This window comes from Arthrobacter sp. V1I7 (assembly GCF_030817015.1).
In the GTDB taxonomy this organism is placed as follows: domain Bacteria; phylum Actinomycetota; class Actinomycetes; order Actinomycetales; family Micrococcaceae; genus Arthrobacter.
The window spans coordinates 23,781-47,219 of record NZ_JAUSYS010000002.1 but is presented as its reverse complement, the minus strand read 5'-3'; the positions used below and the strand labels follow the sequence as shown (position 1 = coordinate 47,219).

The following is a 23,439-nucleotide window of genomic DNA, read 5'->3' as shown; positions in this document are numbered from 1 at the left end:
CGGCGGTTCGGGCCGATGGTGTCGTGTTGTGTTCGCGGGGGAGTGGTGGCCGGGAGGGTGCGGGGTGTCGGGACCGCTGCACCTCCCGGCGTTTGGTGGATCAGGCGAAGACGTCCTGCTGGAGCGCGCATCGGCCGCGAGCTGGGCAAACCCATGTCAACCGGCCACGTCATCGCTGCCGGTCCGCTCGCGGTAGACGGTCGAATGCCTATAGGTGTGGGGAACAAGTGCTTGGAGGCAGGGCACTCAGATGCGATGCAGTCGGCCGTTGCGTTGGTGTGGTCGTTCGGCCGGCGTGGTGTCTTCTCCGCACGATGGGAGAAGACACCGTGCTAACCCAGCGGGCGTCTAGTTGGAGGGGCGCCCGTAGGTTTCGAGGAGCCGGAGCCAGACCTCGTTGACTGTGGGGTAGGCCGGTACGGCATGCCACAGGCGGTTGAGCGGGACTTCCGAGACGACCGCGATGGTCGCGGCGTGCAGGAGTTCGCTTACGTCGGGGCCGACGAAGGTCACGCCGAGCACGACTTTGCGCTTCTCGTCCACGACCATCCGGGCGGTGCCGGTGTAGCCGTCGGCCCGCACGCTCGCGCCGGCGACGTGCCCGATCTCGTAGTCGACCACCCGGATGTCATAACCGCTCCTGCGCGCGGCCGCGGCGGTGAGGCCCACGGAGGCGATCTCGGGGTCGGTGAAGGTGACCTGCGGGACGGCCTGATGGTCGGCGGTGGCGACGTGGGTTCCCCAGGGCGCGTCCGATACTGGTGCTCCGGCCGCGCGGGCGGCGATGACGTCACCGGCTGCGCGGGCCTGGTACTTTCCCTGGTGGGTGAGCAGCGCACGCTTTGTCACGTCGCCGGCGGCGTAGAGCCAGTCGAAGCCCGGAACCAGCATGGTGTCATCGGTTTCGATCCAGCCGCCGGGCGTGAGCCCGACCGCGTCCAGGCCGATATCCCCGGTGCGGGGGGTGCGGCCGGTGGCGACGAGGACTTCCTGGGCGGTGATGGTGCTGCCGTCCCCGGTCTCGAGGGTGACACCGTGTTCGTTCCGGGTGACGCGGGTGGTTTTCGTATCGAGCATCACGGTGACACCCTGCTCACGGAGGGCATCGGCGACCAGCTCCCCGGCGAACGGCTCCATGCCGGAGAGCAGCCCGCCGATGGAGATCAGGGTTACTGCCGTGCCAAAAGCTGCATAAACCGTTGCCATCTCGGCACCGACAACGCCGCCGCCGATGATGGCCAGGCTCTCAGGAACCGACCGGGCGCTGGTTGCCTCGCGGCTGGTCCACGGCCGGGCATCAGCGAGTCCGTCAATGTCGGGCAGGAGCGCGTCGGATCCGGTCGTGACGGCCACGGCATGGCGTGCGGTCAGCTTCGTGATGGTGCCGTCGTAGGCGGTGACGGTGACCTGCTTGGGTCCGGTGAGCCGGCCGTGGCCGCGGACCAGGGCAATGCCGGCGCTGTCGAGCCACCTCACCTGCCCCTTGTCGGACCAGTTGCCGGCGAAGGAATCCCGGCGTGCCAGCACTGCCTGCACGTCGAGGTCACCGGTCACGGCCTGCGCGGCGCCGGGGACCTGCCGGGCTGCGCGCAGCACCTGGGCCGAGCGCAGCAGCGCCTTTGAGGGCATGCATGCCCAGTAGGAGCACTCGCCACCGACGAGCTCGTTCTCGACAATCACTGCGGTCAGGCCGCCCTGCACCGCGCGGTCGGCAATGTTCTCTCCCACGGCACCGCCGCCGAGCACGATCAGGTCATATTCTGCTGAACCGTTCGGGTTGTTCATCGGCCGGGCGCCCGGGTGTTGATTTCCTGCAGGAACCAGGTGTTGCCGTCCGGGTCACTGAAGGTTGCAAAGGACTGGTAGTCGGCGCGTTCCGGGTGCGGGCCGGGAACGCGGTGCTGGTGGTCGAGGTGGAAGATGAATCCGTCCGCGTAGTGGAAGACCTCGGAGACATCAGCGCCCTTTGCAGCAAGGTCGGCCCGGGTCGCGACGATGTCCTTCACGGCGAAAATCGTGTTCTGGAGTGATCCGGGTGCGGCTGTGGTGACGCCCTTGCCGATGATGATGGATGCTTCCGACCCGGGAGGGGTCAAATGCGCCAGCCGGAACTCTTCGCTGGCGACGTAATCGACATCGAGGCGGAATCCGAGCGATTCGTAGAAGGCCTTGGCCCGATCGACGTCGGAAACGGGAACGAACAGTACTTCAAGCTTCAAATCCATGATGATAAATCCCTTTTGTTTGTTTAGTAGTTGGTTGTGCGCTCATCGCCCGGGTGCCCGGGTGTTGATTTCCTGGAGGAACCAGGTGTTGCCGTCCGGATCGCTTCTTCGTCACCGCTTCAACTGGTAACGATATTTGCACGCGATGTCGTCACCTGTCAAGGGGGTTACTCGGGTGCTCTGGCAGCTGGTGGATCCGGCATGCTCGGCGACGGCCACGCCAGAAGCGGCAGGGGGCCCTTGGCGGCCGGCAGCCTGGCACGCCGGCAGTAGGCCCCGGTCTTCTCACTACTAAAGCTTGGAAGTCAGAAACGTCGGGCGGGATCGGCAAAGCAAGCCCGGCGTCCCATGCGAACCAGCCCCCGCCATCGTGCCCGTGGCCTGCGATGTGCCGGCGGCGGGCATCGTCTCCACGCTGCAAGAATGAGGCGTGTCAGTGACCGCGACGGTGGTCTCGCGCGCCGAAGCGAAGCTGGCGATGGCCGCAGGGGCGGACGTGCTCTGCATCCAGGGCCCAAAAGTGGCGGGCAGGGGTGCCGTCGATGAAACCGGACCGGCCGGGAGGACGCTCCCGCACGTGCTGCTCAATGACTTGTCCGACCTGGGAATCCCGTTCATTGCAGCGAGCGGCATTATCGCAGGGCAGATACGCGGGCCGCGGTGTCGCAGGGTGCGGCGGCAGTCCAGGCCGGCACGGCGTTTCTGCGGGCAGACGAAGCCAGCATCGGAGCGGCGCATCGGGCCGCCCTCTCCTTTGCTGGATTTACGTCGGCGGCCGACACGAAGGCTGGACACCGAAGATATCGGCGTTCAGTTCTCCGGGAGGTATGCGCGGGGCCTGTACGACGACTTCACGACCCAGCCCGCCTCGCGGTGCCCTTCGGATATCCGGAAATTCATCACCTGACCCGTCCCCCGAGGGCCGCCGCGGCCGGGGCCGGTGATCCCGGCCGGACCAACCTCTGGGCGGGCACCGGATTTAATCCAACCTCGCCCCACCCACCACCCGGGCGCAGGAAGCTCCGCTGAAGCGTGGCGGCTATTTGCCGGCCGCCGGGAGCTTCTCTTCTCGTTTGCGGGCACGGTAGGCGGCCGCTTTCATCATGTTGCCGCACGGGTCCATGGCGCACCACTCCCGGCGTTTGCCCCGGGACCGATCGATGTAGACCCGGGTGCACTCGTGCCTCGCGCACTCCTTGAGCAGCGGCGCATCGGAACCGCCGAGGACCTCGATAGCGTGACGTGCCACGGCCGACAGCGCCTGGGCCGGGGTTGCTTCGGTCACTCGACCATCCCGCGTGAGCTGCAAAACGATGGGCGGCGTGCGGGCCGCGTCGTTCACGATGGAGAGGGCATCGCCGTCGAAGGCGTCCCCGGCTATCCTGGCGTGCACGAGTGAGTAGATGGCATCCCGGACCACGATGGCCTGCTCAAGGTCTGCCGGTTGAAATTTGGTGTCCCCGTCGACGATCCCGGATTCGCGGAACCAGGAGTCCAGGCTCTCCGGCGACGGGAACATTTCGACAGGCACCCCAAGCCGTGAGCCAAACGTGGAGGCGAAGTCGAGGGCCGGATTGCCGCAGACGAATGAATGTTTCATGTCACCAGCTTGACAGGTGACGGCGGTTAAAGCAATCGTCACCTGCTAAACCAGCCACGGTACCCACCGACAAAGAGCGGACGCCGGACGCATCCGCGAAGCAATGCTGGAACACGGCTGGAGCGAGGAAGTCGGGGCATTTACCCAGCACTTTGACTCGGCCGACCTTGATGCCGCGGCCCTGATGCTTCCCATTGTGGGGTTCTCCCCCCCGGATCCCCGGGTGCTCTCCACCCTGGACGCCATCGAGAAGCATCTTATGGACTCACGGGGCCTGCTGCTGCGCTACCGGACCGACACCGGCATCGACGGCCTGGGCGGCGATGAGGGAAGCTTCCTGCTGTGCACATTCTGGCTCGCCCAAGTCTCCGCCCTGGCCGGCCGGACCGGACACGCACGAGAAGTGTTCGAACGCGCCATAAGCTACGCCAATGACGTGGGACTGCTCAGCGAGGAAGTGGACTCCACCAGCGGCGAACTGCTTGGCAACTTCCCCCAGGCTTTCAGTCATATAGGGCTTCTCAACGCGGCGTGGGCCATCCACCAGGCGGAAAGACGCGCAAAACGCAAATCATAGGAGCCCTACCAGCGATCGCCGCGTAAGAACTTTGACGAACTCCGCGAAACGGCAATACGGGACCAATCCACCGAACGCTCCGCTCCGGCCATGCGGCCCCCTGCCGCTTCTGGCGTGGCCGTCGCCGAGCATGCCGGATCCACCAATGGTCGAGCACGCATCGTCACCCACTTGACAGGTAACGATTGGGTATGCAAATATCGTTACCAGTTGAACCGGTGACGCAAAAGCGGCTACCGCACTCCTCAGCTCTTCCCTGACAATCCCGCCAGCTCTCGCCTGGCGGCGCAAGCACCTAGACCGTCGAAACCAACCGATAAGGAACCACAAATGGCGCAGTCCACCACCGAGAAGCCGACAGACGCACTGAAGCACGCCCCGAACGGTTCGGCGGAATATGACCTGATCGTGCTCGGCGGCGGTGCCGTGGGAGAGAACATTGCCGACCGCGCGGTGCAGGGCGGCCTGACCGCAGTGATTGTCGAGAACGAGCTCGTCGGTGGCGAATGCTCCTACTGGGCATGCATGCCCTCAAAGGCGCTGCTGCGCTCGGCCCAGGTGCTGCGCGCAGCCCGGCAGGTCCCCGGCGCCGCGCAGGCCGTGACCGGTGACCTGGACGTGCAGGCAGTGCTGGCACGCCGGGACTCCTTCGCCGGCAACTGGTCCGACAAGGGGCAGGTGAGGTGGCTCGACAGCACCGGCATTGCCCTGGTCCGCGGCCACGGCCGGCTCACCGGACCCAAGCAGGTCACCGTCACCGCCTACGACGGCACCATCACGAAGCTGACCGCACGCCATGCCGTGGCCGTCACGACCGGATCCGACGCGCTCCTGCCCGACATTGACGGACTCGCTGATGCCCGGCCGTGGACCAGCCGCGAGGCAACCAGCGCCCGGTCGGTTCCTGAGAGCCTGGCCATCATCGGCGGCGGCGTTGTCGGTGCCGAGATGGCAACGGTTTATGCAGCTTTTGGCACGGCAGTAACCCTGATCTCCATCGGCGGGCTGCTCTCCGGCATGGAGCCGTTCGCCGGGGAGCTGGTCGCGGAAGCCCTCCGTGAGCAGGGTGTCACCGTCATGCTCGATACGAAAACCACCCGCGTCACCCGGAACGAACACGGTGTCACCCTCGAGACCGGGGACGGCAGCACCATCACCGCCCAGGAAGTCCTCGTCGCCACCGGCCGCACCCCCCGCACCGGGGATATCGGCCTGGACGCGGTCGGGCTCACGCCCGGCGGCTGGATCGAAACCGATGACACCATGCTGGTTCCGGGCTTCGACTGGCTCTACGCCGCCGGCGACGTGACAAAGCGTGCGCTGCTCACCCACCAGGGAAAGTACCAGGCCCGCGCAGCCGGTGACGTCATCGCCGCCCGCGCGGCCGGAGCACCAGTATCGGACGCGCCCTGGGGAACCCACGTCGCCACCGCCGACCATCAGGCCGTCCCGCAGGTCACCTTCACCGACCCCGAGATCGCCTCCGTGGGCCTCACCGCCGCGGCCGCGCGCAGGAGCGGTTATGACATCCGGGTGGTCGACTACGAGATCGGGCACGTCGCCGGCGCGAGCGTGCGGGCCGACGGCTACACCGGCACCGCCCGGATGGTCGTGGACGAGAAGCGCAAAGTCGTGCTCGGCGTGACCTTCGTCGGCCCCGACGTAAGCGAACTCCTGCACGCCGCGACCATCGCGGTCGTCTCGGAAGTCCCGCTCAACCGCCTGTGGCATGCCGTACCGGCCTACCCCACAGTCAACGAGGTCTGGCTCCGGCTCCTCGAAACCTACGGGCGCCCCTCCAACTAGACGCCCGCTGGGTTAGCACGGTGTCTTCTCCCATCGTGCGGAGAAGACACCACGCCGGCCGAATGGCCCCAGGGTCGGAGGGGCACATGGGCATCGCAGCGGCCTCATCAGCCTGAGCCCCGGAACTCACGGAGACACCACTCTGCGGGGAGCCTCCCGCGTGGTCATGCCCCTGCCTCCAGTCATAACTGCGGCCGAGATCGCCGGGCATGCCGTAGCCGGCCTTTCCCGTTCCGGGGATACATCCGTAGAGCACCTAACGCTTCACTTCTGAATTCTTCCTGCTACCAACAAGTAGGGGTAACAGGAACCCGTGTCAGTTCGAACAACAAGCCCTCCACATTCCAGGCAGACGTTCTCCAGAACGACCGGCCTGTCCACGTGGACTTCTGGGCACCGTGGGCCCCCATGTCGTGCGGTTGGTCCCGGGCTCGGCAAGTCCAGTCCCTATGAATAGGCCTACGCAGTGGCGGTCTCGATCAAACTGCACGCTTTTGAAAGGAAAAAATACATCTTGTTCTCTCCCATGACCCTGTGCCAGCTCGAGGACGATCCCGCTGTCCAGTCCAGACCCGAATTGGCAAAGCAGATGGCAGAGCTATGTGCTGAAGCCGACATGCCTGAACCTCGGAAGGAAGGCCTGCTAGCAAAGGCGGCCGGGGCGATGACGGCTGGGCTGGCGACGAGTGCTGGACTACAGATCATTCCTGCCCTGCAGAAGTTCATTCACACCATCATCGGTGGCTGACTCAGCTGGTCCTCAGCAGCCTCGGCGGAGCACCTCAGCTGGTTTTCGGCTCAGCCGGGGAATTCCTACACGAACAACTGCTGCTCATCCATGCCCGTCACATCGGGGGCAGAAGCGCCACATGGTGCGTGGGACGGTACTTCCACCCCGAAGCCGACTCCCCAGCTAGCTGCCCGATTTCTGAGAAGGCCAGCGGCTTGGTGGGCATGCGCTAGTCCTGCACTCAGTAATAGGTACGCCCACCCACTTAGGGCGGTCGGAAATACTTTTTGATAAAGAGAATCCACATTATGGATGATCGAGGAGAAAATGAACCAGATGCCCGTTCAGGGAGTCGTGAGCCGCGTCGCCGAACTGTTGCGCATTGTGGGCCGACGCCCCGAAGGAAGCTCCCTTGGGAAAGCCGTGCGCGAATCCGGGCTCACCCGGCCCACGGTCCACCGGCTCCTCACCTCACTGGCTGCCGAAGGACTACTGGACCGTGACGCCAAGACCGGCAAATGGGTCCTCGGCCCGGAGATCCTGCTGGTGGGATCGGTGGCCTCGGCGCGTTTTCCTGTGGAGGAAATCGCCAGGCCCAGCCTGCGCCGGCTGGCCGATGCAACCGGCGAAAGCGCATTCTTCTCCATCCGCAGGGAAGCCGAGACCGTCTGCCTGCTTCGCGAGGAAGGCAGCTACCCGGTGCGCTCGTTTGTGCTGCATGAGGGCGTCAGGTTTCCCCTCGGCGTAGCCTCTGCAGGCACCGCCATCGTGGCATTCCTGCCGCAGGGTGAACAGGAGCAGATCCTGGCCGACTGGCCCGCCCACGCCGGCACGTTTGCGCAGGGGCACAGTGAGGCCGTGGTCCGGGCCAACCTGCAACGAACCCGTGAGACGGGGTACTCCGTCAATCCCGGGCTGGTGCTGGAAGGCAGCTGGGGGATGAGCGCTGCGGTGTTCGACCCGGCCGGACGCCCGGCCTGGGCTTTGTCCCTGACCGGAATTGAGCCGCGCTTCCGCGAAGACCGGCAGGAGTTCCTGGGCAGGCTCCTGACGGAGGAAGCCCACCGGATTACCCACCAGCTCCAACAGTTGGATGAGGATACCTTGCATGGCACTGCCTGGAAGGCGGGGCTTGTTTGATTTCCCGAAGGTATGCCCGCGGGTTCAGCTCTGGAGCCGCCGCCAGTTGACCTTTCGGGAGCGAGTCGGATTGATGGGTCTCGCGGCGGCTAGTAGTGCGATCCCTGATCCAAATCTGTATGTCAACCTTCGAGCAAGAACCCTCAAATTCCGCGATCAGAGTAGCCTGCTCAGCGGCAAGGACTGCAATCTCTGCTCGAGTCAGGGCGCGGGGGCAGACTCGGTCCTTGGCGGATCTGAAGCGAGTGTGGCTGCCCCCTCGAGTCCGTCATGTTCGCTCCGCCTCAGGTTCATCTTGACATAGGGGACGGTATGGACGGAGATCCATGCGACACGGGGTGGGGGAGACCGCGTACCGCTAGCTCGAGCTCGACGATCCCTGGCACCCTGCCACCAAGGTTCATCTTGCCGTACGTACTGAGGTAACTCCTCCGGAAAAATCGCCGCCAAACGGGCCTTACTTCAGGATCCTTCTGATCGAATGCGCGTTTCGCTCTGATAATGAGAGCAGATAGCAGACGCCGATAACGGGCGTTATGTAAACCTACGGCTGAAAGTGAGCCGAAAGGGTCCGGGCATTGCTAGCCACACCGTCCCACGGCCCAATTAACGATTTTGGCCGGAAGGTCCGGGGTTCCTTGCCTCAGCCGACAGCACCAGCCGGACCGTCCAGAACACCAGCCGGACCCCGCCCGCTGCGACCAGCAGGACGTCCGGCAAGCTGAATGCTCGGTCCGCAAGCCGGGACACGGCCGGGAAGATAACAGTTACGGTTACGAAGATGTCCAACCAGCCGGCGAGCCGCGTTCCGTAACGTTCGTTCGGCGGCTCCGCCAGCAGTCCCGGATCAATCGTTCCCGGACGTTTCGGCAATCGAGCCATGTCAGGGACGGTTCGGTGTGGGGGGGCCGGCACGTTGATAGCCCTGCGGGGCTGCCGGCCGGGCCGAACCACTTTTTATCGTCCCCATACTCCCGGGGTGACAGGGCGAACCTGTCCGACGGGAGCCGTGGCGGTCACGAACACCGCCTCCCCGTTCGCCCACTGTCCTGTCCGGGGATCGATGGTCCGGGGGTGGAGGCAATGGTGCAGCGGGGAAGAACCGTCCTGGGTCCGGTGGAGTGCAGCTCGTGGCCCGCGGTGAGGTTGCCGACCACGGTAATACCGGTTCCGCCGCTCATGCGGGGCACCTTTGGGGGGAGCCAACTTCCATTCCGATGACTCGGGCGATTTTGTCCGGGTTTAGCCCGGGCCAGTGGGCTTGGCTGTTGTCCTTGTCATAGACCATTGAGTGATCGTCTGCACCCTTACGAGGGCTATCTCGCCAAGAGATTAGAAAAAATTCCTCGGATGAAGCCTTGGTTTCGCTGCAAATTAGCCGAATTTGAGGCTTCCTCTTCCGCTGAAAGGACTGCACGAAGCGCCACTTCAGCGCTAAGTTCTTCGACTGCTGCGGCAGCTCGCAACTTTGCCTCTTCAGCGGCCTCCGTCAATCGGGCCAGCTCACCCAGGACCACTGATTTCCCGAGTCCAAGGCCTAGTGACAGGCTGAGATATAGGATGAAACAGAGGCCGAGAGTGATTAGGCACTGTCCGAGCTTCAACGAGGGCTGATTAACAGTGCCCTCTACGGCAAGTAGTGCCCCAACAGTAAACACTTCCCCTCCCCGGATGAGACCGAGCGGCAAAACAAGTCCACGAGAGGGGGCCAACAGCTGAGCGCGCCGCCGCATTTTCAGCGTAAAAAGTTGACACAGCACTACCAACCCGCCAAGAGACAACAAGGGTGTCCAAAAAAGGTAATCAATACCTTGATGGCTGTAGTAAAGCTTCTGCCACTCCGCCTCGCCCAGAGTAATCAGCGTCAACAATGACAGTGCAAACTTTAGAGCTACTAGGACAACGGTGAAAAATATAGGGCCCGCCATGTACGTTTCGGATGATTCAAGCTTTTTGGGAAGCCGCGCTTGCAGGCGGTCAGGTAGAGAGTCACGGAAATTGTCTAGGGCAGTCCGAGACTCGAGGTACAGAATCTGAGCTACCCCGGCCTCCATTTCAAGGGTTCCCAACCGCCCAGCGATCCGCACATCCGAGGCGGCTAGCGTTACGAGTGCGACGGCAAGAAGAACGAGGCCCAAACCTATCTCAGTCGGAAACCTTGTTCCCGCTACGACCAAGGCTGTGACTCCCGCGAGAGGGGCCAAAATCTCCATCTTCCGTTGCCAGCGGGCCAAGTCCATTTCGCCACGCAAATCTCCAGAACGGCCGATTCTTGCGGCAAAGACCGCTACATTTATGGTTAAGACAACTGCCGCCAAACCGCCGACGATAGCTGATGCATCAGCATGATCGATACCCAGTTTGGTGTCCCAGACTCCAGGATTCCCGATCCCCCATCCATGAGCCAAGTTGAGGCCGACTTGAAGCAGGGCGTATAGAAAAAGTGCGAAGCCTGCGTGTCGCCGCAGTCGCCGACTCGAAGCCCTGGAATTCTTACGTCCGGCGTCCAACCACGCACGTGTCGCTGGACCAGGTGAGAGCAAGGTCATGGTTGAGAATAACGGATACAAGCAATTTCGGAACCCACTTGCTAGTTTTTCGCCGCCGACGACACGGCATGCAGAGGAGTACCAAGCAGGAATGACACACCCGCACTCCTGTAAGCAGCTATTCCAGATCCGCGACAGCTCCTCCAGCTAGGGCAGGAGTACCGTTGGGCCGTATCCTAGCCGGGCCGCTGCGGCAAATGCACCCAAGTGCCGTCCGGCAGTCCCTATTGGTCTTGCGGTGCCGGGTCCTCCGGTTCGGCCCATTCCAGTGCTGCGAAGAGGTGCCCTTCGTCGGGGAGAGCTTGTTGTTCGGCCGGTGGGAGTTTGTCGTAGGTGTAGGCGGCGACGGCCATGGGTGAGGTCGAGCGTCCCAGGCTGTACCGGACGCTGCGGTCGTTCTTGGTGCCGCAGATGAGGATGCCGATGGTTTCGTTGTGGCGGTCGCGCCGCAGCACGTCGTCGACGAGTGCGACGTAGAAGTTGAGTTTGCCGGCGTATTCGGGCTGGAACTTGCCTGTCTTGAGTTCGATGACGACGTAGCGGGATTGTTCAATGTGGAAGAAGAGCAGGTCCACGTAAAAGTCATCCCCGTCCACATCAAAGTGGACCTGGCGCCCCACGAAGGAGAATCCGGGGCCGAGTTCTCGGAGGGTTTCGGTGATTCTGCTGGTCAGAGCGTTCTCGAGGTCGCGTTCGGCGACCTCACCGGAGAGACCCAGGAATTCGAAGTTGTAGGGATCCTTGGCGATCTGCTGGGCCAGCTCTGAATCCGGTGCAACAAGCTGTTGCACAAAGTTCGAGGGCGCCGCGCCCGTCCGTTCCAAAGTCTTGTTCATCATCATGTTCATGAGTACGTTCCGGGACCAGCCATACTCGACGGCGGCAGAGGCATACCAAGACCGCTGTTCCGGGGTGTCGGCCTTGTCCAAAAGCACGGTGATGTGGCCCCAGGGCAATTGTGCAACAGGCTGTTGCACAATTGGTTCCGGCCACGATGCGGCGAAACCACGCATGTAGAAGAGGTTGCGCCGGGACAAACCCTTCATCTCCGGGAACTCCATCCGCAGGTCATCTGCCAGCCTGCCAATGACCCCGCTCCCCCAGTCCTCCACGTCCTGGCGCTCCAAAATGGTCGTGCCGATGGACCAGTACAGATCGATTAACTGAGTGTTGACCGTCCGCAGCGCCGTGGTGCGCGCGGCCCTCACTCGGTCCTTGAGCTCACCGAGGAGGTCGGTGTATCCGGTCGGGAGGGCGAGGTCGCGCGGTCCTGTCATGGGTTCCATCCTAAAGAGCCCCATGGACAGGCGATCACTTGCTCCTCCTTGCGTGCGGCAAACCCTTAGCGTTCGAGTCCGCCGCGTTCCAGAATTTTGCCGTTGCCGCCCTGCTTGGCGATCTTCGAGGTCTTGGCAAGCGAGGGCTTGTTGGCCAAGGCCGCCGTCGCCGGCACCCCTTGGTGCTTATCTGCCAGGAGCCGAGAGTTGACCGCCTCGCGGTCGCCCTTGCCTTCGAGGCTTTCTGCCAGTTGCTGACGCCGCTCAGCGGAGTCGAAGGCAGGTTCTTCCTGTGCTTTTTTAGTGACCGTATCCTGCGTGTTGGCGCCGGCGACGGCGGCTCCAACTACCACTTCATCCGTGCGTGCGGCGGAGGCTTTGGTCCGTTCGTTTTCTGCTTCATGGCGGGCCTGCTGGGCCCGGGTGAGGGCTTCGGAAACGGAACGTTCGTCGGCGCCGGTGTTGTTTACGTCGATGCCGTACCGGGCCTGCACCTGGTCCCGGATCCGCTCTGATGCCTGGGAAGCCTCGGGGTCATAGGCTTTCCACGCCGTAGCTGTCTCATGGACTCGTTCGATCATTACGGGGGTGGCTTTGTCCCACCAGTCATCCCGGGTGGCCGGTGCGAGGTGGGCGCGGGCCGCTGCCCGCTGGGCGTCGAAGCGCTCCTGCAGCTGCCGGGCTCGTTGTTCCTCGGAGGCGGCGATGGTGCGCTGGTCTTCTTCCCGCATTCTGGCCAGCTGTTCGCCGATGCGGCTGGCGACCATCAGCCCGGTACGCATTGCGCCGTCTACTGCTTCGTCCATTCCGTCTGCTTCGCTCATGCTCTTTCCCCTATCGCTCGATGCCTAGATTCGGTTTGTGGTCCCGGGTGGGTTCTTGCGGACGGCTTGGCCCGGCTCGCTGCAATGTCTTCTCCGGGCGCGTGAGTGTCGTAGGGACGGGCGAGCCGCCTCGTGAGCGTTCGGCGATGAGCCGTGCCTGGAGGGCTTCTTCACTGGCTCCTGGGTGCTGTTCGCGCAACGCTTCCATCGTCACCGGATGTGCCCTGATGGTGTGCGCTGTGGCGCTGGCTTCCACGGCTTTGCTGGCGGCGGTGACGGCGGCTGCGAGGCCTCGGACGCGGCGGAGGTCATCGGTGGCTTTGTGCATGTCGTGGATGGCGCGGGCGGTCTGGGCGAGCTGCCGGAACATCAGTGCGTAGGCGGCGCGTTCGCTCTTGGACGTCGCCGCAAGCAGGATCATGGTGGCACCGCGTGCAGACGGCAGGGCAACCGCAGACCGCGACGGGTAGCGGCGGAGCTGGGCGGATTTGGACAGTTCCCTGGCGGCATCGGCCAGGGGCCCGGGCGTGGCTTCGATGCGTTTGGACCATGCACCGAACGCGGCCGATGTTTCCCGGGCTGCCTGTGCCCAGGCGGCATGGTCAGCGTGCGGGGTGGTAGCCAGTTTCTCGCGGAGGGCGCTGACGTCTTGGGTGTACTTGTTCCATAGCTCGGCCGAGGGCTGCAGCGTTTCCCGGCCGGGGTTTACCGGCCTGCGGTTTCGTGCTGCGGCGTTCCATTCCTCGACGGCGGCCGTTGCTGACTCCGGGGTGCTTTCCCAGTCGCTGCGGAGCTTGGGCAGGGCGAGGTCACGGCCCAGGGAGTTTCCGCCGAACCAGACGGCACGCTCCCCCTTGCGGGGACGTTCGGCCACGGAGTATCCGGTCACGACGTTGGTACGGCCAGCGGCATAGCGAGGGCGCACCAGCAGGCCTTCCTGGCGTGCGCGGCGGACGAACTCTGCTTCATCCGTCGAAGCCGTTGCGCAGGTGCGTATCGTCCGTGCGAGGCTGTGGCGCTCGACTTCGGGCAGTCCCTGGCGGACGGCCTTGGCCTGTTCCGCGGGCGTGTATCCGCGTTCGGCACGGAGATCCCCGAGTTCGTTGAGGCCGTACTTTTTCTCCAGGGCCCGGGCGACCTGTTGGGACTTGTATTTGCTCTTCCAGCTGTTCCATTTGGTGCCGTCGTCGCGGACCATGCTGGCCACGATGTGGATGTGGTCGTTGCCGTTCTTGCTCAGCCCGTGCCGGACGGCAACCCACCGGGCCGGCGCCTTCCCGCCGTCCTCGGTGAAATCCATGTCCTTCATGAAGTCATTCGCGATGGCGCCCCACTGCGCGTCGGTGAGCTGGCCTTCTTCTGCGGACAGGCTCAGTGAGCAGTGGAAGACGTGACCGCCGTCCACCTCGGTCTTGTAGAACTGCTGGGCGCGGTCCAGGGCGTTGGCGATATCCAGGGCCGCGTCCCGATTCAGTTCGTTGTCGTCGTGCCAGGCCATGAGTGCGGAGTCGCCGGCGACAAGGTGGGGTTCCTCGTGTTCGTTGGCCCGTCCCGGGCCAGCGAGGTACATCATCAGGCCCGCCATGCGGTCGCCCTGGGTGATGTTCGGAATCACGGCAGGTTCACCGGCCGGCCATGTCGGCGAGCTGCCGGTCGATCCGGACGATCACGGACTTCGCGTGGGCGATCGTTGCTGCCGCTTCGGGCGGCACTTCCCCTGTCGAGTTGGCGTGCCGGGCGATCTGGTTGACGTTGTTCGCGACGGAACCGATGAGGCGCTGCAGGTTCGACAGCTGCATGAACTGGTCCCGCCGCTCCGAGGGGCTTTCACTGTCTTCATTGAGCGCCGCTTCGATCAGAAGTCTCGGTATCGTGACGCGGTGTTTTTCCGCGAGGGCGAGAAGCTGAGCTTCTTCTTCTGGGCTGACCTTGACCTCGTGACGGTGCATCCTGCCGCCGTCGACGTTGGCCCGGCGGCGGCGGGACTTCCACCCGGCGAAGCCGTTGCTTTCACTCACGTGTCCCGCCTTCCGTTTTTGCCAGCGCAGCGACCCGGAAATCCGGGACCAGACTTCAGTCTGCCGCTGACCGGATGCAAATCCGTGGAGCGACACGAACTTAGCCCGGCTAAGTTCCCAGCTTGCTCCGCTCTTTCTGCTTTCCGCCCGTCGGTTTTCCGTAGGCGGAAGTTCTGCAAAGCAGCCGTCAGCGGCATGCAGGGTCGCTGCCCCGAATCGTCGTACCGGCGGGCTAGGCTGGTCGCATGGCAACCATCGACATTGAACAGACTCGTAACCAGGCCAAAGCACTCCTGAACTCACGCATCGATTCCGTGACCGAACTGGTCAAGACCCGTCAGCGGATCACCGACCTGCGGGAACAGCTCGCCGAGGCAGAACGTGAAGACAAGCGCGCCTACGTCCGCGCCACCAAGGACGGATGGAGCCCGGAGGAGCTGAAAAAGCTGGGCCTCGAATCCGGCGCTGCAGGGCGTCGCCGTAAGGCCGCGAACCGCGCCACCGGCGACAGCGCCGCGGCCACTACGGAGGACGAAAGTCACGGCGCCCAGTAGCGTTGCCCCTCGCCCGCATGGGCACGGCAAAAGCCCAATCGCTCCGCTGCTTTTCCCGCACACATGTGGACGACGGGACCCGGCTGACCGGCTGCACACAACCGCCAGGTATCCTTGGGACTCGTCACTCACCACGGTGTCCGGCGATCATGCACAGCCTGGACATTGCCCGGTCACCAGCGGCCACGTTTCCCATGGACCAAGACACGCCGCTCCCGCCGCCGGTGGACGCTGCGGCTGGCTCTTTTCAGCCATAGACCACAAGAGGCTCCGGTGGGCAGATACGACGAAGGCCGGCACCTTTTCGAGGTGCCGGCCTTCGTCGTATCCGTGTTCTCTTTAGTCTTCCGCGGTGACGTCATCATCCTTGATCTGACCGGCCGCGATGCGCTCCGCGGTCTTCGCGAACGCAGCTTCGATGTAGGCCGATAGATCGCTTTCCCGGACCCGCCACACACCCCGTCCACCGAACTGCCCGGCGGGAAGCTCGCCGCTGCGAACGAGCGAATAGACCAGTGCGCTTTTGACGTTCAGAATCTCCTGAATCTGCTCCAGAGTCAGCATCCTGGGGAACATGGGTCCCGTTGTCGGCGCAGGTACCTCGCTCAAGTTCTCTGTCCGTTTCGGCATTCTCAATCCACCTCGTTCCGGTGTTGCAGCTCGTCCCTGGTGCGCTGTCCGCGGCGGAGGGATCCGGCCGGCGCCGGTTCCCATTTTCTGCCTTGGTTGTGTTTTCGTTCGAGTCGTTTCACTTCGCGCATCGTCGCTCGAACGATGAAGTCCGATACGCTCGCGTCCCTCTCCAAATGCCCGGCGGCAAGGAACGCAGCCCGGACCCGGCCGGCCTCGTCCTCCGTGAAGTAGGGAGTGAAAGCAGCGATCTTTTTAGACGGCACGAAGGCTCCGTGGCCACGGGTGGAGGCTGTCGAGGTATCCGGGGCGAAGCGTCATGCTTCCGTCGTCGTTCTCGTGGATATCGGAGTGCTGGTGGCTGCCGCCGGCGTGGGCAATCGCGGCGAGAACCAGATCAAGGTTCTGCCGGTCCAAGCCTGGAACGACTTCGCTCAGGACGACAGGCACGTTCTCCGCCAGGGACGCCGCAAGCAGCAGGAATCGCCGCTCCCCGCCGGAGTAGGGTCCGTTGTTGGCGTGCTCTCCGAGGGCTTCGAAATCAATCCAGGCGTTCTCGATGTATCCCTCGGTGGATGTGCCGCTGGCATGGACCCAGGGGTTGCCGACGGCTGCGTAGCGGCCGCCGAAGGCGCGCAGCAGCAGCTCAGTTCCGGCCTCGGAAGTGTAGGAGCCTTTTGCCCAGCTGCGGAGATCATCTTCATGCGTCATAGCGGTTTCCTTGGTGTCTCGTAGGGCGCGGTGCATCGATTCCTGGAGTCAGCGTAGCCGCTGGCTCTGACTGTGGTCAGTACGCCGGTTCGGGGTCCTGGGGGCGGGTGCTAATGCGCCCGGCGGGGTTGGCATCCATGCCAAACCACAGGTCGTCGTCGGTGTACCCGCGGGCGCTGAGGCTGAAGTGACCAACGGGGTGGATTTCCTCACTGCGGCTTTCTTCTTCCGCCGCATCTGCGGATGCGCGGGATGAGCCGTGCACGGCCGCTGCCGCGTATCGCAGGGACGGCCCAATCTCTTCGACTTCGAGTTCGAGCACGGTGCGCTTCTCCCCCGTCCTTGTCTCGTAGCTGCGGGACTTCAATTCACCCGTTGCGATCACGCGCGTGCCCTTGGTCAGGGACCCTGCGGCGTTCTCGGCCGCTCCCCGCCAGATATGCGCAGGCAGAAACTGAGTCTCCCCGTCCACCCACTCGTTGCGCTCGTTATCGAACGCCCTGGGCGTGGATGCGATGGTGAAGTTCGCGACGGCCGTGCCGGCTGTGGTGAACCGCAGCTCGGGGTCGGCAGTAAGGTTGCCGGCCACTGTGATGCTGGTATCGCCTGACATTGATTACTCTCCCCCGCCCGTTCCCCAGGCTTCGCGGACGGCGGATTCGATGGCGATGATTTGCTCGATTCCGCCCGGGTTCAGACCGGACCAGTGGTTCTCGGTGCCGTCCTTGTCGTACACGACTACGGGGACCCGGGAGTAGCCGAGCTCTTCGGTGATGTACTCGAAAGCTGCCGGGTTGCTGGTGACGTCGACCTCGTGGAAGTCGATCCCGGCCTCGGCGAATTTCTGCTTGGTCTTAGCGCAGCCAAAGCATCCGGCGGGCTTGGTGTAGATGGTGAGAGTCATTTTCAGTCCTCGGTTTCGTATCACGTTAGTTAGGTTCGACTGCTTAGTTGCTACTCCCATTTTACCAATCATTCAACTGAATGAATAGGTGTTTTTCCGCTATTTCTGGGGGTTTCTTCGGGCAAGTTTGGTGAGCATAGCGGGAGTCTCGTCCGTCAGCAGACGGTGCTACCTGTCACTTTCAGAAGCTAACTGCACAAAATGTCCAAAGTCGTCTGCACAGCCACTACGTGCCCGGAAGGGGATCCCCGAACGACACGATTCGCTGCGTGAATAGATCAGGCCCTACGCTCTACCCATGATCGACGTAACGGTGGTTATCCGACCTGCTGGCGCTCGGACCGAGATTCAAAATCTGCCGTACGAGGGCAAGGGCGCTGGCTACACGATCCTGGGTGACATGTTCAACGCATCACGCAGGGGCCAGGTGGAGTACAACCGTGGAGTCTGGTCCGTATCGCGACCTCACACGAATGAGGTCACTCTAGGGCTGGTTGAGCGCTACGGGCGGGTCAAGGTCATCCAGCACGGCGGCGTCGACAAGTGCGTCAAGCAGTGCTGGGACCGCGGCAATCCGGAGAATGTATGGCTATGTGAATGCGCCTGCGCAGGCAGGAATCACGGATCCGGCGTGCCATACGCGCACACGGTGGGCGGCAACGGACCGGGTGGAGCGCTCTCGGTACAAGCCAGTGAACCTCGTGAGTTTTACGTGCCCTAATGGGCTCCGTCTAGATACGCCTGCCCTCTTGCCTGCACTGTCTACTGGTAGTCCGGGTCCGCTCACCTCTCGCTATCTCTCGAAGCTGCTGTCGCGTGAGTGGTCGTGAGCGGGTCCGCTGGGTCCTTGCGGCGTCGGGTGTGTCTGAGTCGGGCGGGTGTTCCTGGGGGCTACCGGGAAGCTTGCGGCTTGCAGTCTGCGCAGTCGCGCAACGGCCGGGTCCACGTCCGCCTCGGGGGCCGAAGCCGCGGTTTCCGGCGCTGGCTTGGGAGGTTCGATGGAGGCTTTTAGTTTTTCGTCCAGTTCCGCGCACTTCGCACGTGCGGTGACGAGTTTGTCCTCGTACTTGAACGGTTTTCCGGCCTGGCTCTCGACGTCGGAAAGCACCGCCTGTTTTTCCGTGATGGTTTGGCGCAGCTGGGCCTCGTAGTCAGGAAGGCCTGCCACTTTGTTCTCCAGCCGGGTGATGATGCCGACGCTTCCTTCCAGCAGCTCCAGTCGGGTAAAGACAAGCGGTGGTGCGGGCACGTCTTTGATGGTGACGGCGAGGTCCTGGTAGGAGCCGAGGCGGGAGTCGTCGGCCGCGTTGCGGACCTGCAGCTCGTGGCCGCCGAGGGTAGCCATCGTGCCGTGGTCCTGTTTTTGGCGGTAGTAGTTTCCGTATTCCGGTGTGTGGGTACGGACCCATTCAGAGATGGCCGCGACGGCTTCCGGGCGTTTGGTGTAGCTCTTGCCGTCGATGGTGGCGGTGAAGGCCTCCCCTGCGGTCGGGGTGATGCGCGGGAGTGCCGCCTGCAATGCGGGCAGCTTGCTTTCGGCTTTGGTGATGCTGGTTTCGGCCGCGGCTCTGGTCCAGGAGAGGGTGCTCTGTCCTTTCTCGTGGGCGCGTTTGAGTCGTTCGAGTTTGGTCCGGGCGGCGTCGGCCTCGATCTTGTCCATCACCAGTGGGTTGCCGCTGGTCGCTGCTTTGATCTGTGCGGCGTTGAGGGCAAGGTCTCCAACGTCCTCGATCTCGCGGATGTCGAGGCGTCCGCGGAGAACCTGCTGGATCATGGTGGCCTTGCGCTGGATCCCGTCCCAGACGGCACTGTCGTAGCTGCCGACGGTGGCGTACTGGAAGTTGTGGACCTCCGCGTTGGCGTTGCCTTGGCGGATGATGCGTCCGTCGCGCTGGGTCAGGTCAGCCGGTCGCCAGGGACACGTGACGTGGTGGATCGCTTTGGCGCGGAGCTGGACGTTGGTGCCGGTTCCCATCATGGCGGTGGAGCCGATCAGCACGTCTACTTCCCCGGTGCGGCATTGGGCGAAGAGCTGGGCTTTCTGCTCGGGCTTGGGTGAGTCCTGGATGAACCGGATCTGCTCCGCCTGGATGCCGCCGGCGACGAGCTGGTCCTTGATCTGCTGGTAGGCCGTCCAGACCGGTTTGCCGTCGGGTCCGGTGTTCTTCGAAGGCGTGCTGAGGTCACAGAAGATGATCTGCAGGGCGCCCTTGTTGGCCGAGAGGGTGCCGGATTCGAAGCTGGTTTCGTATTCGTTCTCCCGGTTCTCTTCCCAGACTTTCAGGGTCTTGGCGACAACCTGGTCCAGTTTGGTCGCGGATTCGGGTTCGATGCCGACCATGCGCAGGTCCAGCGCGGCTTTGCGTCCGTCGTTGTAGACACTGAGGGCATTGTCCGCGCCCTTCTCTGCCCAGCCGGAGAGGGAGTCCAGCCGGTCCGCGAGGCCCTTCATGTATTCGGCCAGTTCGGGCGGCTGCGGGATCAGTACCAGTTCCGGCTGCCGTTCCCCGTCGCCGGGCCGGCGGGCGAGGTCCGGGGTTTTCAGATTCAGGTCTTCGGAGAGCTTCACGTCCGCGAAGACGTGGAAGGACCGCAGCATCTCTGGGACGTTCTTGAACTTCGCAAAGCGCGGCTTGTTCTTCAGCCGGCCTCCGGCGTCCATCTCGATGGCGGTGACGGTTTCCCCGAACGTTGCCCCCCAGACGTCGAAGTTCTCCACACCCGCGGCCTGGAGCAGGTCCGGGCGCAGGTAGCGCTGCATGACGTGGGCTTCGGTGATGGAGTTGGCAATCGGTGTGCCGGTGGCCATCGTGACGACGCGTTCCCCGTGGGTGCTGCGCAGGTATTCGAGCTTCAGGTGCATGTCGGTGGCCCGGATGGACCCGGCAATTTCTGCGCCCTTGATATTGGTGACTGTGCGGAGGTTCTTGTAGTCGTGCGCTTCGTCCACGAACAGGTAGTCCACCCCGGTGTCCTCGAATGTCAGTCCAAGGTCCGGTGCGGTGTCCATGAGCTTCTTCATGCGCTCTTCTTCGGCCTGGAGCTTGGTTTCAAGCTTCTTCACCGTGGTCCGGTCTTCGCCTTCGGCCTGGGCGTTGACGATGGTCTGCCGGACGTCGGCGATGATCGACTCCTGGTAGGCCTCAATGGTTTCGGCTTTCACGCCGATGCTCTTGAAGGCTTGCTGGGTCATGATGATGCCGTCCCAGTCGTTCGCCGCGGCGCGGGCGACGAACTGCCGGCGCGCGGTCAGGTCTCCGCTGTTGGTCTTGATGTCATCACTGCCGGCCGAGAGCAGGCGGGCCTGCGGGTACAGTTCCAGCCACTCGCGGGTGAACTGCTCCAGCATGTGGTTCGGGACGACAACCATGGGCTTGGAGGCCATGCCCAGGCGTTTGAGTTCCATCGCTCCAATCACCATTTCGGCAGTCTTGCCGGCCCCGACTTCGTGGAAGAGGCCCACGGCCGGTTCGGAGATGATGCGCGCCACGGCGGTGCGCTGGTGCGGGTGCGGGGTGAAGGACTTAGCGAGCCCCGGAAGGGTCAGGCGGCCGCCTTCCTTGGTGTAGTCGCGCAGGGCCAGGGAGTTGAAGCGGCGGTTGTATTCGTCAATGAGCCGGCTGGCACGTTCGGGGTCTTCCCAGACCCACTCGGCGAAGCGTTCCTGCAGGGCCTCGGCCTTTTCCTGGGCCGCTTCGGTTTCTTCGAGGTTGGCGACGGGTTTGCCGTCCTCGTTCTTGTCCTCGACCTGAATGCTCTTTTGTTCCAGGATGCTTTGCAGCAGATCCGGGGCGGGCCGGCGGCCCGTCCCCCACTCGTTCGTGGAACGGACTGTCCCACGGTTGGCTTTGACCCGCCAGATGCCGCTGCCGACGCTGGTCACGCTGGCGTTGGGATCGGCCAGGATGTCCTGGACGAAGCGTTGGTGTTCCTCGGGGGAAATCCAGACCGCACCGATGCGCGCCTCGACGTCTTCCATGCCGACCCGCGGCGGCTGGACTTCCTCCAGTGCGGTGACGTTCACGCTCAGGCGCTCGTCCTCGGCCGCCGCAGCGCGGGCGGCGTCGAGCTTGGTCCGGACGTTCCCGGACAGGTATTCCGGTGCGGTAACGAGCTTGCCGGTTTCCGGGTCATCGAACACGAGCGTGCCCAGCTGCTCGCGGGCTTCCCCTTCCGTGACGCCCAGCAGGTCCGCGATCTGTTCCAGCTCCGGGGCACCGTAGGTGTCCAGGGCGATGGCGAGGGCTTCGTCAACGGTGTCCGCGCCCATGAGCGGTTTGCGGGCCACTACCTGCCGGTGCTGAAGCAGAGCCGCGGGTGCCGCGGTCTGCGTCTCCTCGTTGAACCTCTCCAGGGCCGGCGGCAGAGTGCCGAAAGGGTCCGTCTGGCGCAGGATCCGCACGGCGGGTGCTGCACGGCGGGTGATGATGTTCTCGCCCGTTTCTTTGTCCGTGCGGACAGATTCCGTGAAGCGGTTGAGCGGTCCATATTTGGCGGCATATGCCGTGTACTGGTCAGCCAGGGCGGTTCGGTGAGCCGACATCGCAGGGGTGTCTTCGCTGTCGGAAGCTTCCATCTCCAACAGGGCGCGTGCTCCGTCGCGCATTCCCAGCAGGTCGCTTAGCTCCGCTGCGTGTGCTTTGGGTACAGGGAACGGGACCTGTTCCCCTGCACGGGCAACGGTGAAGGTTCCGTCTTGTTGGGCGGTGATGGTGCCGTCCCATTGCTGCCCCGTGGACGGCAGGAGTGCGGCTGGGGTTTTCCCCGGGGCCGGCTCGGCAGGGGCGTGGTTCAGGCCGCGGTCCAGTGCTTCCTGCACGACGGCGTCGAGCCGCCGGGCGAGTAGCTGCGGGACGGCGGCGAGGTCGTCGGCTTTGACGCTGACGGTTTCCTCGCCGTACATGCCGTTCCCGACGGTGATCTGCCCGAGGACGTTTTGCGGGTTCAGGTCAAAGTAGTTGTTGATCTTCACGTTGCGGCCGTCGATGATGACGGGGCCGACCTTTTCCCAGTCCGTGTAGGCAGGCTCCCGGCCCGGCTCGCGCTTGCGCAGCAGCAGCAGGTCGGTAAGTGCTTCGGTGCCCGCTGCGCGGCGGTGGGCGCCGGTGGGCAGGCGCACGGCTCCCACCAGATCCGCCATGGCGCTCATTTCCCGCCTCGAGGTGGGGTTGGTTGCGTCCATGGTGAAGCTGGAGGTCAGCACGGCGACGTAGCCGCCGGGTTTCACAGCGGTCAGGCTCTTGAGGATGAAGTGGTTGTGCATGGAGTGCCGGGAGTCGGCGTTGTGGGTCTTGTCATAAAGCGTGTTCTTGCTGAACGGGACGTTGCCGACGGCGAGGTCAAAGGAGTTGGTCTTGATCGGGGTGTCGGCGAAAGACTCGCTGCGGATCGTCGCGTCGGGGTAGAGGCCACGGGAAATTGAGGCTGTCAGCGGATCAAGCTCTACGCCGGTCATCCGGGCGCCTTCCGGGGCGAAACCAATGAACGTTCCCGCGCCGGATCCGGGTTCCAGCACCTCTCCCCCGGTGAAGCCGAGCCGGTCGACGGCGGACCAGATTTCTTTTACCAGGGCGGCGTCGGTGTAATACGCGTTCGTCGTGGTCCGCGACGCTGCGGCATACTCGCGGTCGCTCAGGACTTCCTGCAGCTGGGCGCGCTCGGCCGCCCATTCGGCCTTGTCGAACAGCTGAGGCACCGCTCCCCAGCTGGACCACCGCGCCAGGGAACGCTGTTCTGCCTCGGTGGCCGGCCTCTGCTGGTCCTCCAGCTCCCGGACGATGCGGATTGCTTCTACGTTTGCTGCGAAGCGGGCTTTCTGTCCCGAGGGGGCAAGGTCAGTCTGGGATGCAGGGCGGAACCGTCCGGCCACCGCAACCGCTGCCGGCTCAGGCTGA

The 23,439-nt window shown here is 63.8% G+C and carries 21 protein-coding genes; 7 read left to right on the top strand and 14 right to left on the bottom strand.

All coding sequences use genetic code 11. The annotated features are described in order from the left end of the window. Positions 1-348 precede the first annotated feature (348 nt). Entirely contained in the window at positions 349-1,785 is a 1,437-nt protein-coding gene (locus QFZ69_RS22695) for an NAD(P)/FAD-dependent oxidoreductase (RefSeq protein WP_307000596.1), read from the bottom strand. Next, entirely contained in the window at positions 1,782-2,225 is a 444-nt protein-coding gene (locus tag QFZ69_RS22690) for a VOC family protein (protein ID WP_307000594.1), read from the bottom strand. The genes QFZ69_RS22695 and QFZ69_RS22690 overlap by 4 nt, the downstream gene beginning before the upstream one ends. 660 nt (positions 2,226-2,885) lie before the next feature. Here QFZ69_RS22690 and QFZ69_RS23440 point away from each other — a divergent pair. Beyond that, the gene (locus QFZ69_RS23440; RefSeq protein ID WP_373463163.1) at positions 2,886-3,254 is read left to right on the top strand and encodes a nitronate monooxygenase; all 369 of its coding nucleotides are present in this window, start codon (positions 2,886-2,888) and stop codon (positions 3,252-3,254) included. A 10-nt stretch (positions 3,255-3,264) separates the two neighbouring features. Here QFZ69_RS23440 and QFZ69_RS22680 read toward each other — a convergent pair whose 3' ends face one another. Then, entirely contained in the window at positions 3,265-3,825 is a 561-nt protein-coding gene (locus tag QFZ69_RS22680; protein WP_307000589.1) for a CGNR zinc finger domain-containing protein, read from the bottom strand. A gap of 103 nt (positions 3,826-3,928) precedes the next feature. On the opposite strand from QFZ69_RS22680, the gene QFZ69_RS22675 reads away from it, so the two are divergent. The 4 genes from QFZ69_RS22675 (at position 3,929) to QFZ69_RS22660 (ending at position 8,078) form a co-directional block, all read left to right on the top strand. Next, a complete protein-coding gene (locus QFZ69_RS22675) occupies positions 3,929-4,402 on the top strand; it encodes a glycoside hydrolase family 15 protein (RefSeq protein WP_307000587.1) in 474 nt (157 codons plus the stop codon). A gap of 330 nt (positions 4,403-4,732) precedes the next feature. Further along, positions 4,733-6,208 carry an NAD(P)/FAD-dependent oxidoreductase gene (locus QFZ69_RS22670; RefSeq protein ID WP_307000585.1) on the top strand — a complete coding sequence of 492 codons (1,476 nt, stop codon included), beginning with the start codon at positions 4,733-4,735 and terminating at the stop codon, positions 6,206-6,208. A gap of 466 nt (positions 6,209-6,674) precedes the next feature. Further along, positions 6,675-6,956 carry a hypothetical protein gene (locus QFZ69_RS22665; RefSeq protein WP_307000583.1) on the top strand — a complete coding sequence of 94 codons (282 nt, stop codon included), beginning with the start codon at positions 6,675-6,677 and terminating at the stop codon, positions 6,954-6,956. A gap of 309 nt (positions 6,957-7,265) precedes the next feature. Continuing rightward, positions 7,266-8,078 (top strand): IclR family transcriptional regulator, encoded by an 813-nt coding sequence (locus tag QFZ69_RS22660; RefSeq protein ID WP_307000581.1) that lies wholly within the window; start codon positions 7,266-7,268, stop codon positions 8,076-8,078. A 1,316-nt stretch (positions 8,079-9,394) separates the two neighbouring features. Here QFZ69_RS22660 and QFZ69_RS22655 read toward each other — a convergent pair. The 5 genes from QFZ69_RS22655 to mobC all read right to left on the bottom strand — a co-directional run bounded on the left by QFZ69_RS22655 (position 9,395) and on the right by mobC (position 14,746). Beyond that, entirely contained in the window at positions 9,395-10,486 is a 1,092-nt protein-coding gene (locus tag QFZ69_RS22655; protein ID WP_307000579.1) for a hypothetical protein, read from the bottom strand. Positions 10,487-10,851: 365 nt separating this feature from the next. Beyond that, positions 10,852-11,904, bottom strand: a complete 1,053-nt coding sequence (locus QFZ69_RS22650) for a YhcG family protein (RefSeq protein WP_307000575.1) — start codon at positions 11,902-11,904, stop codon at positions 10,852-10,854. Between the two features lie 65 nt (positions 11,905-11,969). Further along, on the bottom strand, positions 11,970-12,728 hold the full coding sequence (locus QFZ69_RS22645; RefSeq protein ID WP_307000573.1) for a hypothetical protein: 759 nt from the start codon (positions 12,726-12,728) through the stop codon (positions 11,970-11,972). A gap of 10 nt (positions 12,729-12,738) precedes the next feature. Continuing rightward, positions 12,739-14,343, bottom strand: a complete 1,605-nt coding sequence (locus tag QFZ69_RS22640) for a relaxase/mobilization nuclease domain-containing protein (RefSeq protein ID WP_307000572.1) — start codon at positions 14,341-14,343, stop codon at positions 12,739-12,741. A 7-nt stretch (positions 14,344-14,350) separates the two neighbouring features. Then, entirely contained in the window at positions 14,351-14,746 is a 396-nt protein-coding gene (gene mobC, locus QFZ69_RS22635; RefSeq protein ID WP_307000570.1) for a plasmid mobilization relaxosome protein MobC, read from the bottom strand. A gap of 245 nt (positions 14,747-14,991) precedes the next feature. Between mobC and QFZ69_RS22630 the strand changes: the two genes are divergently transcribed. Beyond that, positions 14,992-15,300: a hypothetical protein gene (locus QFZ69_RS22630; protein ID WP_307000568.1), complete on the top strand. Its 309-nt coding sequence runs from the start codon at positions 14,992-14,994 to the stop codon at positions 15,298-15,300. Between the two features lie 339 nt (positions 15,301-15,639). Here the strand turns inward: QFZ69_RS22630 and QFZ69_RS22625 are convergent, their stop codons facing one another. From QFZ69_RS22625 to QFZ69_RS22605, 5 genes are all read right to left on the bottom strand, one after another. Further along, on the bottom strand, positions 15,640-15,864 hold the full coding sequence (locus QFZ69_RS22625; protein ID WP_307000565.1) for a helix-turn-helix domain-containing protein: 225 nt from the start codon (positions 15,862-15,864) through the stop codon (positions 15,640-15,642). Between the two features lie 68 nt (positions 15,865-15,932). Continuing rightward, positions 15,933-16,196 carry a hypothetical protein gene (locus QFZ69_RS22620; RefSeq protein WP_307000564.1) on the bottom strand — a complete coding sequence of 88 codons (264 nt, stop codon included), beginning with the start codon at positions 16,194-16,196 and terminating at the stop codon, positions 15,933-15,935. Then, positions 16,186-16,641 carry a hypothetical protein gene (locus QFZ69_RS22615; protein WP_307000562.1) on the bottom strand — a complete coding sequence of 152 codons (456 nt, stop codon included), beginning with the start codon at positions 16,639-16,641 and terminating at the stop codon, positions 16,186-16,188. Before QFZ69_RS22615 ends, QFZ69_RS22620 begins: the two co-directional genes overlap by 11 nt. 76 nt (positions 16,642-16,717) lie before the next feature. Then, on the bottom strand, positions 16,718-17,254 hold the full coding sequence (gene ssb / locus QFZ69_RS22610) for a single-stranded DNA-binding protein (RefSeq protein WP_307000559.1): 537 nt from the start codon (positions 17,252-17,254) through the stop codon (positions 16,718-16,720). A gap of 3 nt (positions 17,255-17,257) precedes the next feature. After that, the gene (locus tag QFZ69_RS22605; RefSeq protein ID WP_307000556.1) at positions 17,258-17,545 is read right to left on the bottom strand and encodes a glutaredoxin family protein; all 288 of its coding nucleotides are present in this window, start codon (positions 17,543-17,545) and stop codon (positions 17,258-17,260) included. 298 nt (positions 17,546-17,843) lie between these two features. On the opposite strand from QFZ69_RS22605, the gene QFZ69_RS22600 reads away from it, so the two are divergent. Beyond that, positions 17,844-18,266 (top strand): hypothetical protein, encoded by a 423-nt coding sequence (locus QFZ69_RS22600; protein ID WP_307000554.1) that lies wholly within the window; start codon positions 17,844-17,846, stop codon positions 18,264-18,266. Positions 18,267-18,338: 72 nt separating this feature from the next. Here QFZ69_RS22600 and QFZ69_RS22595 read toward each other — a convergent pair whose 3' ends face one another. Beyond that, the gene (locus QFZ69_RS22595; protein ID WP_307000552.1) at positions 18,339-23,414 is read right to left on the bottom strand and encodes a helicase-related protein; all 5,076 of its coding nucleotides are present in this window, start codon (positions 23,412-23,414) and stop codon (positions 18,339-18,341) included. Positions 23,415-23,439: the final 25 nt, after the last annotated feature.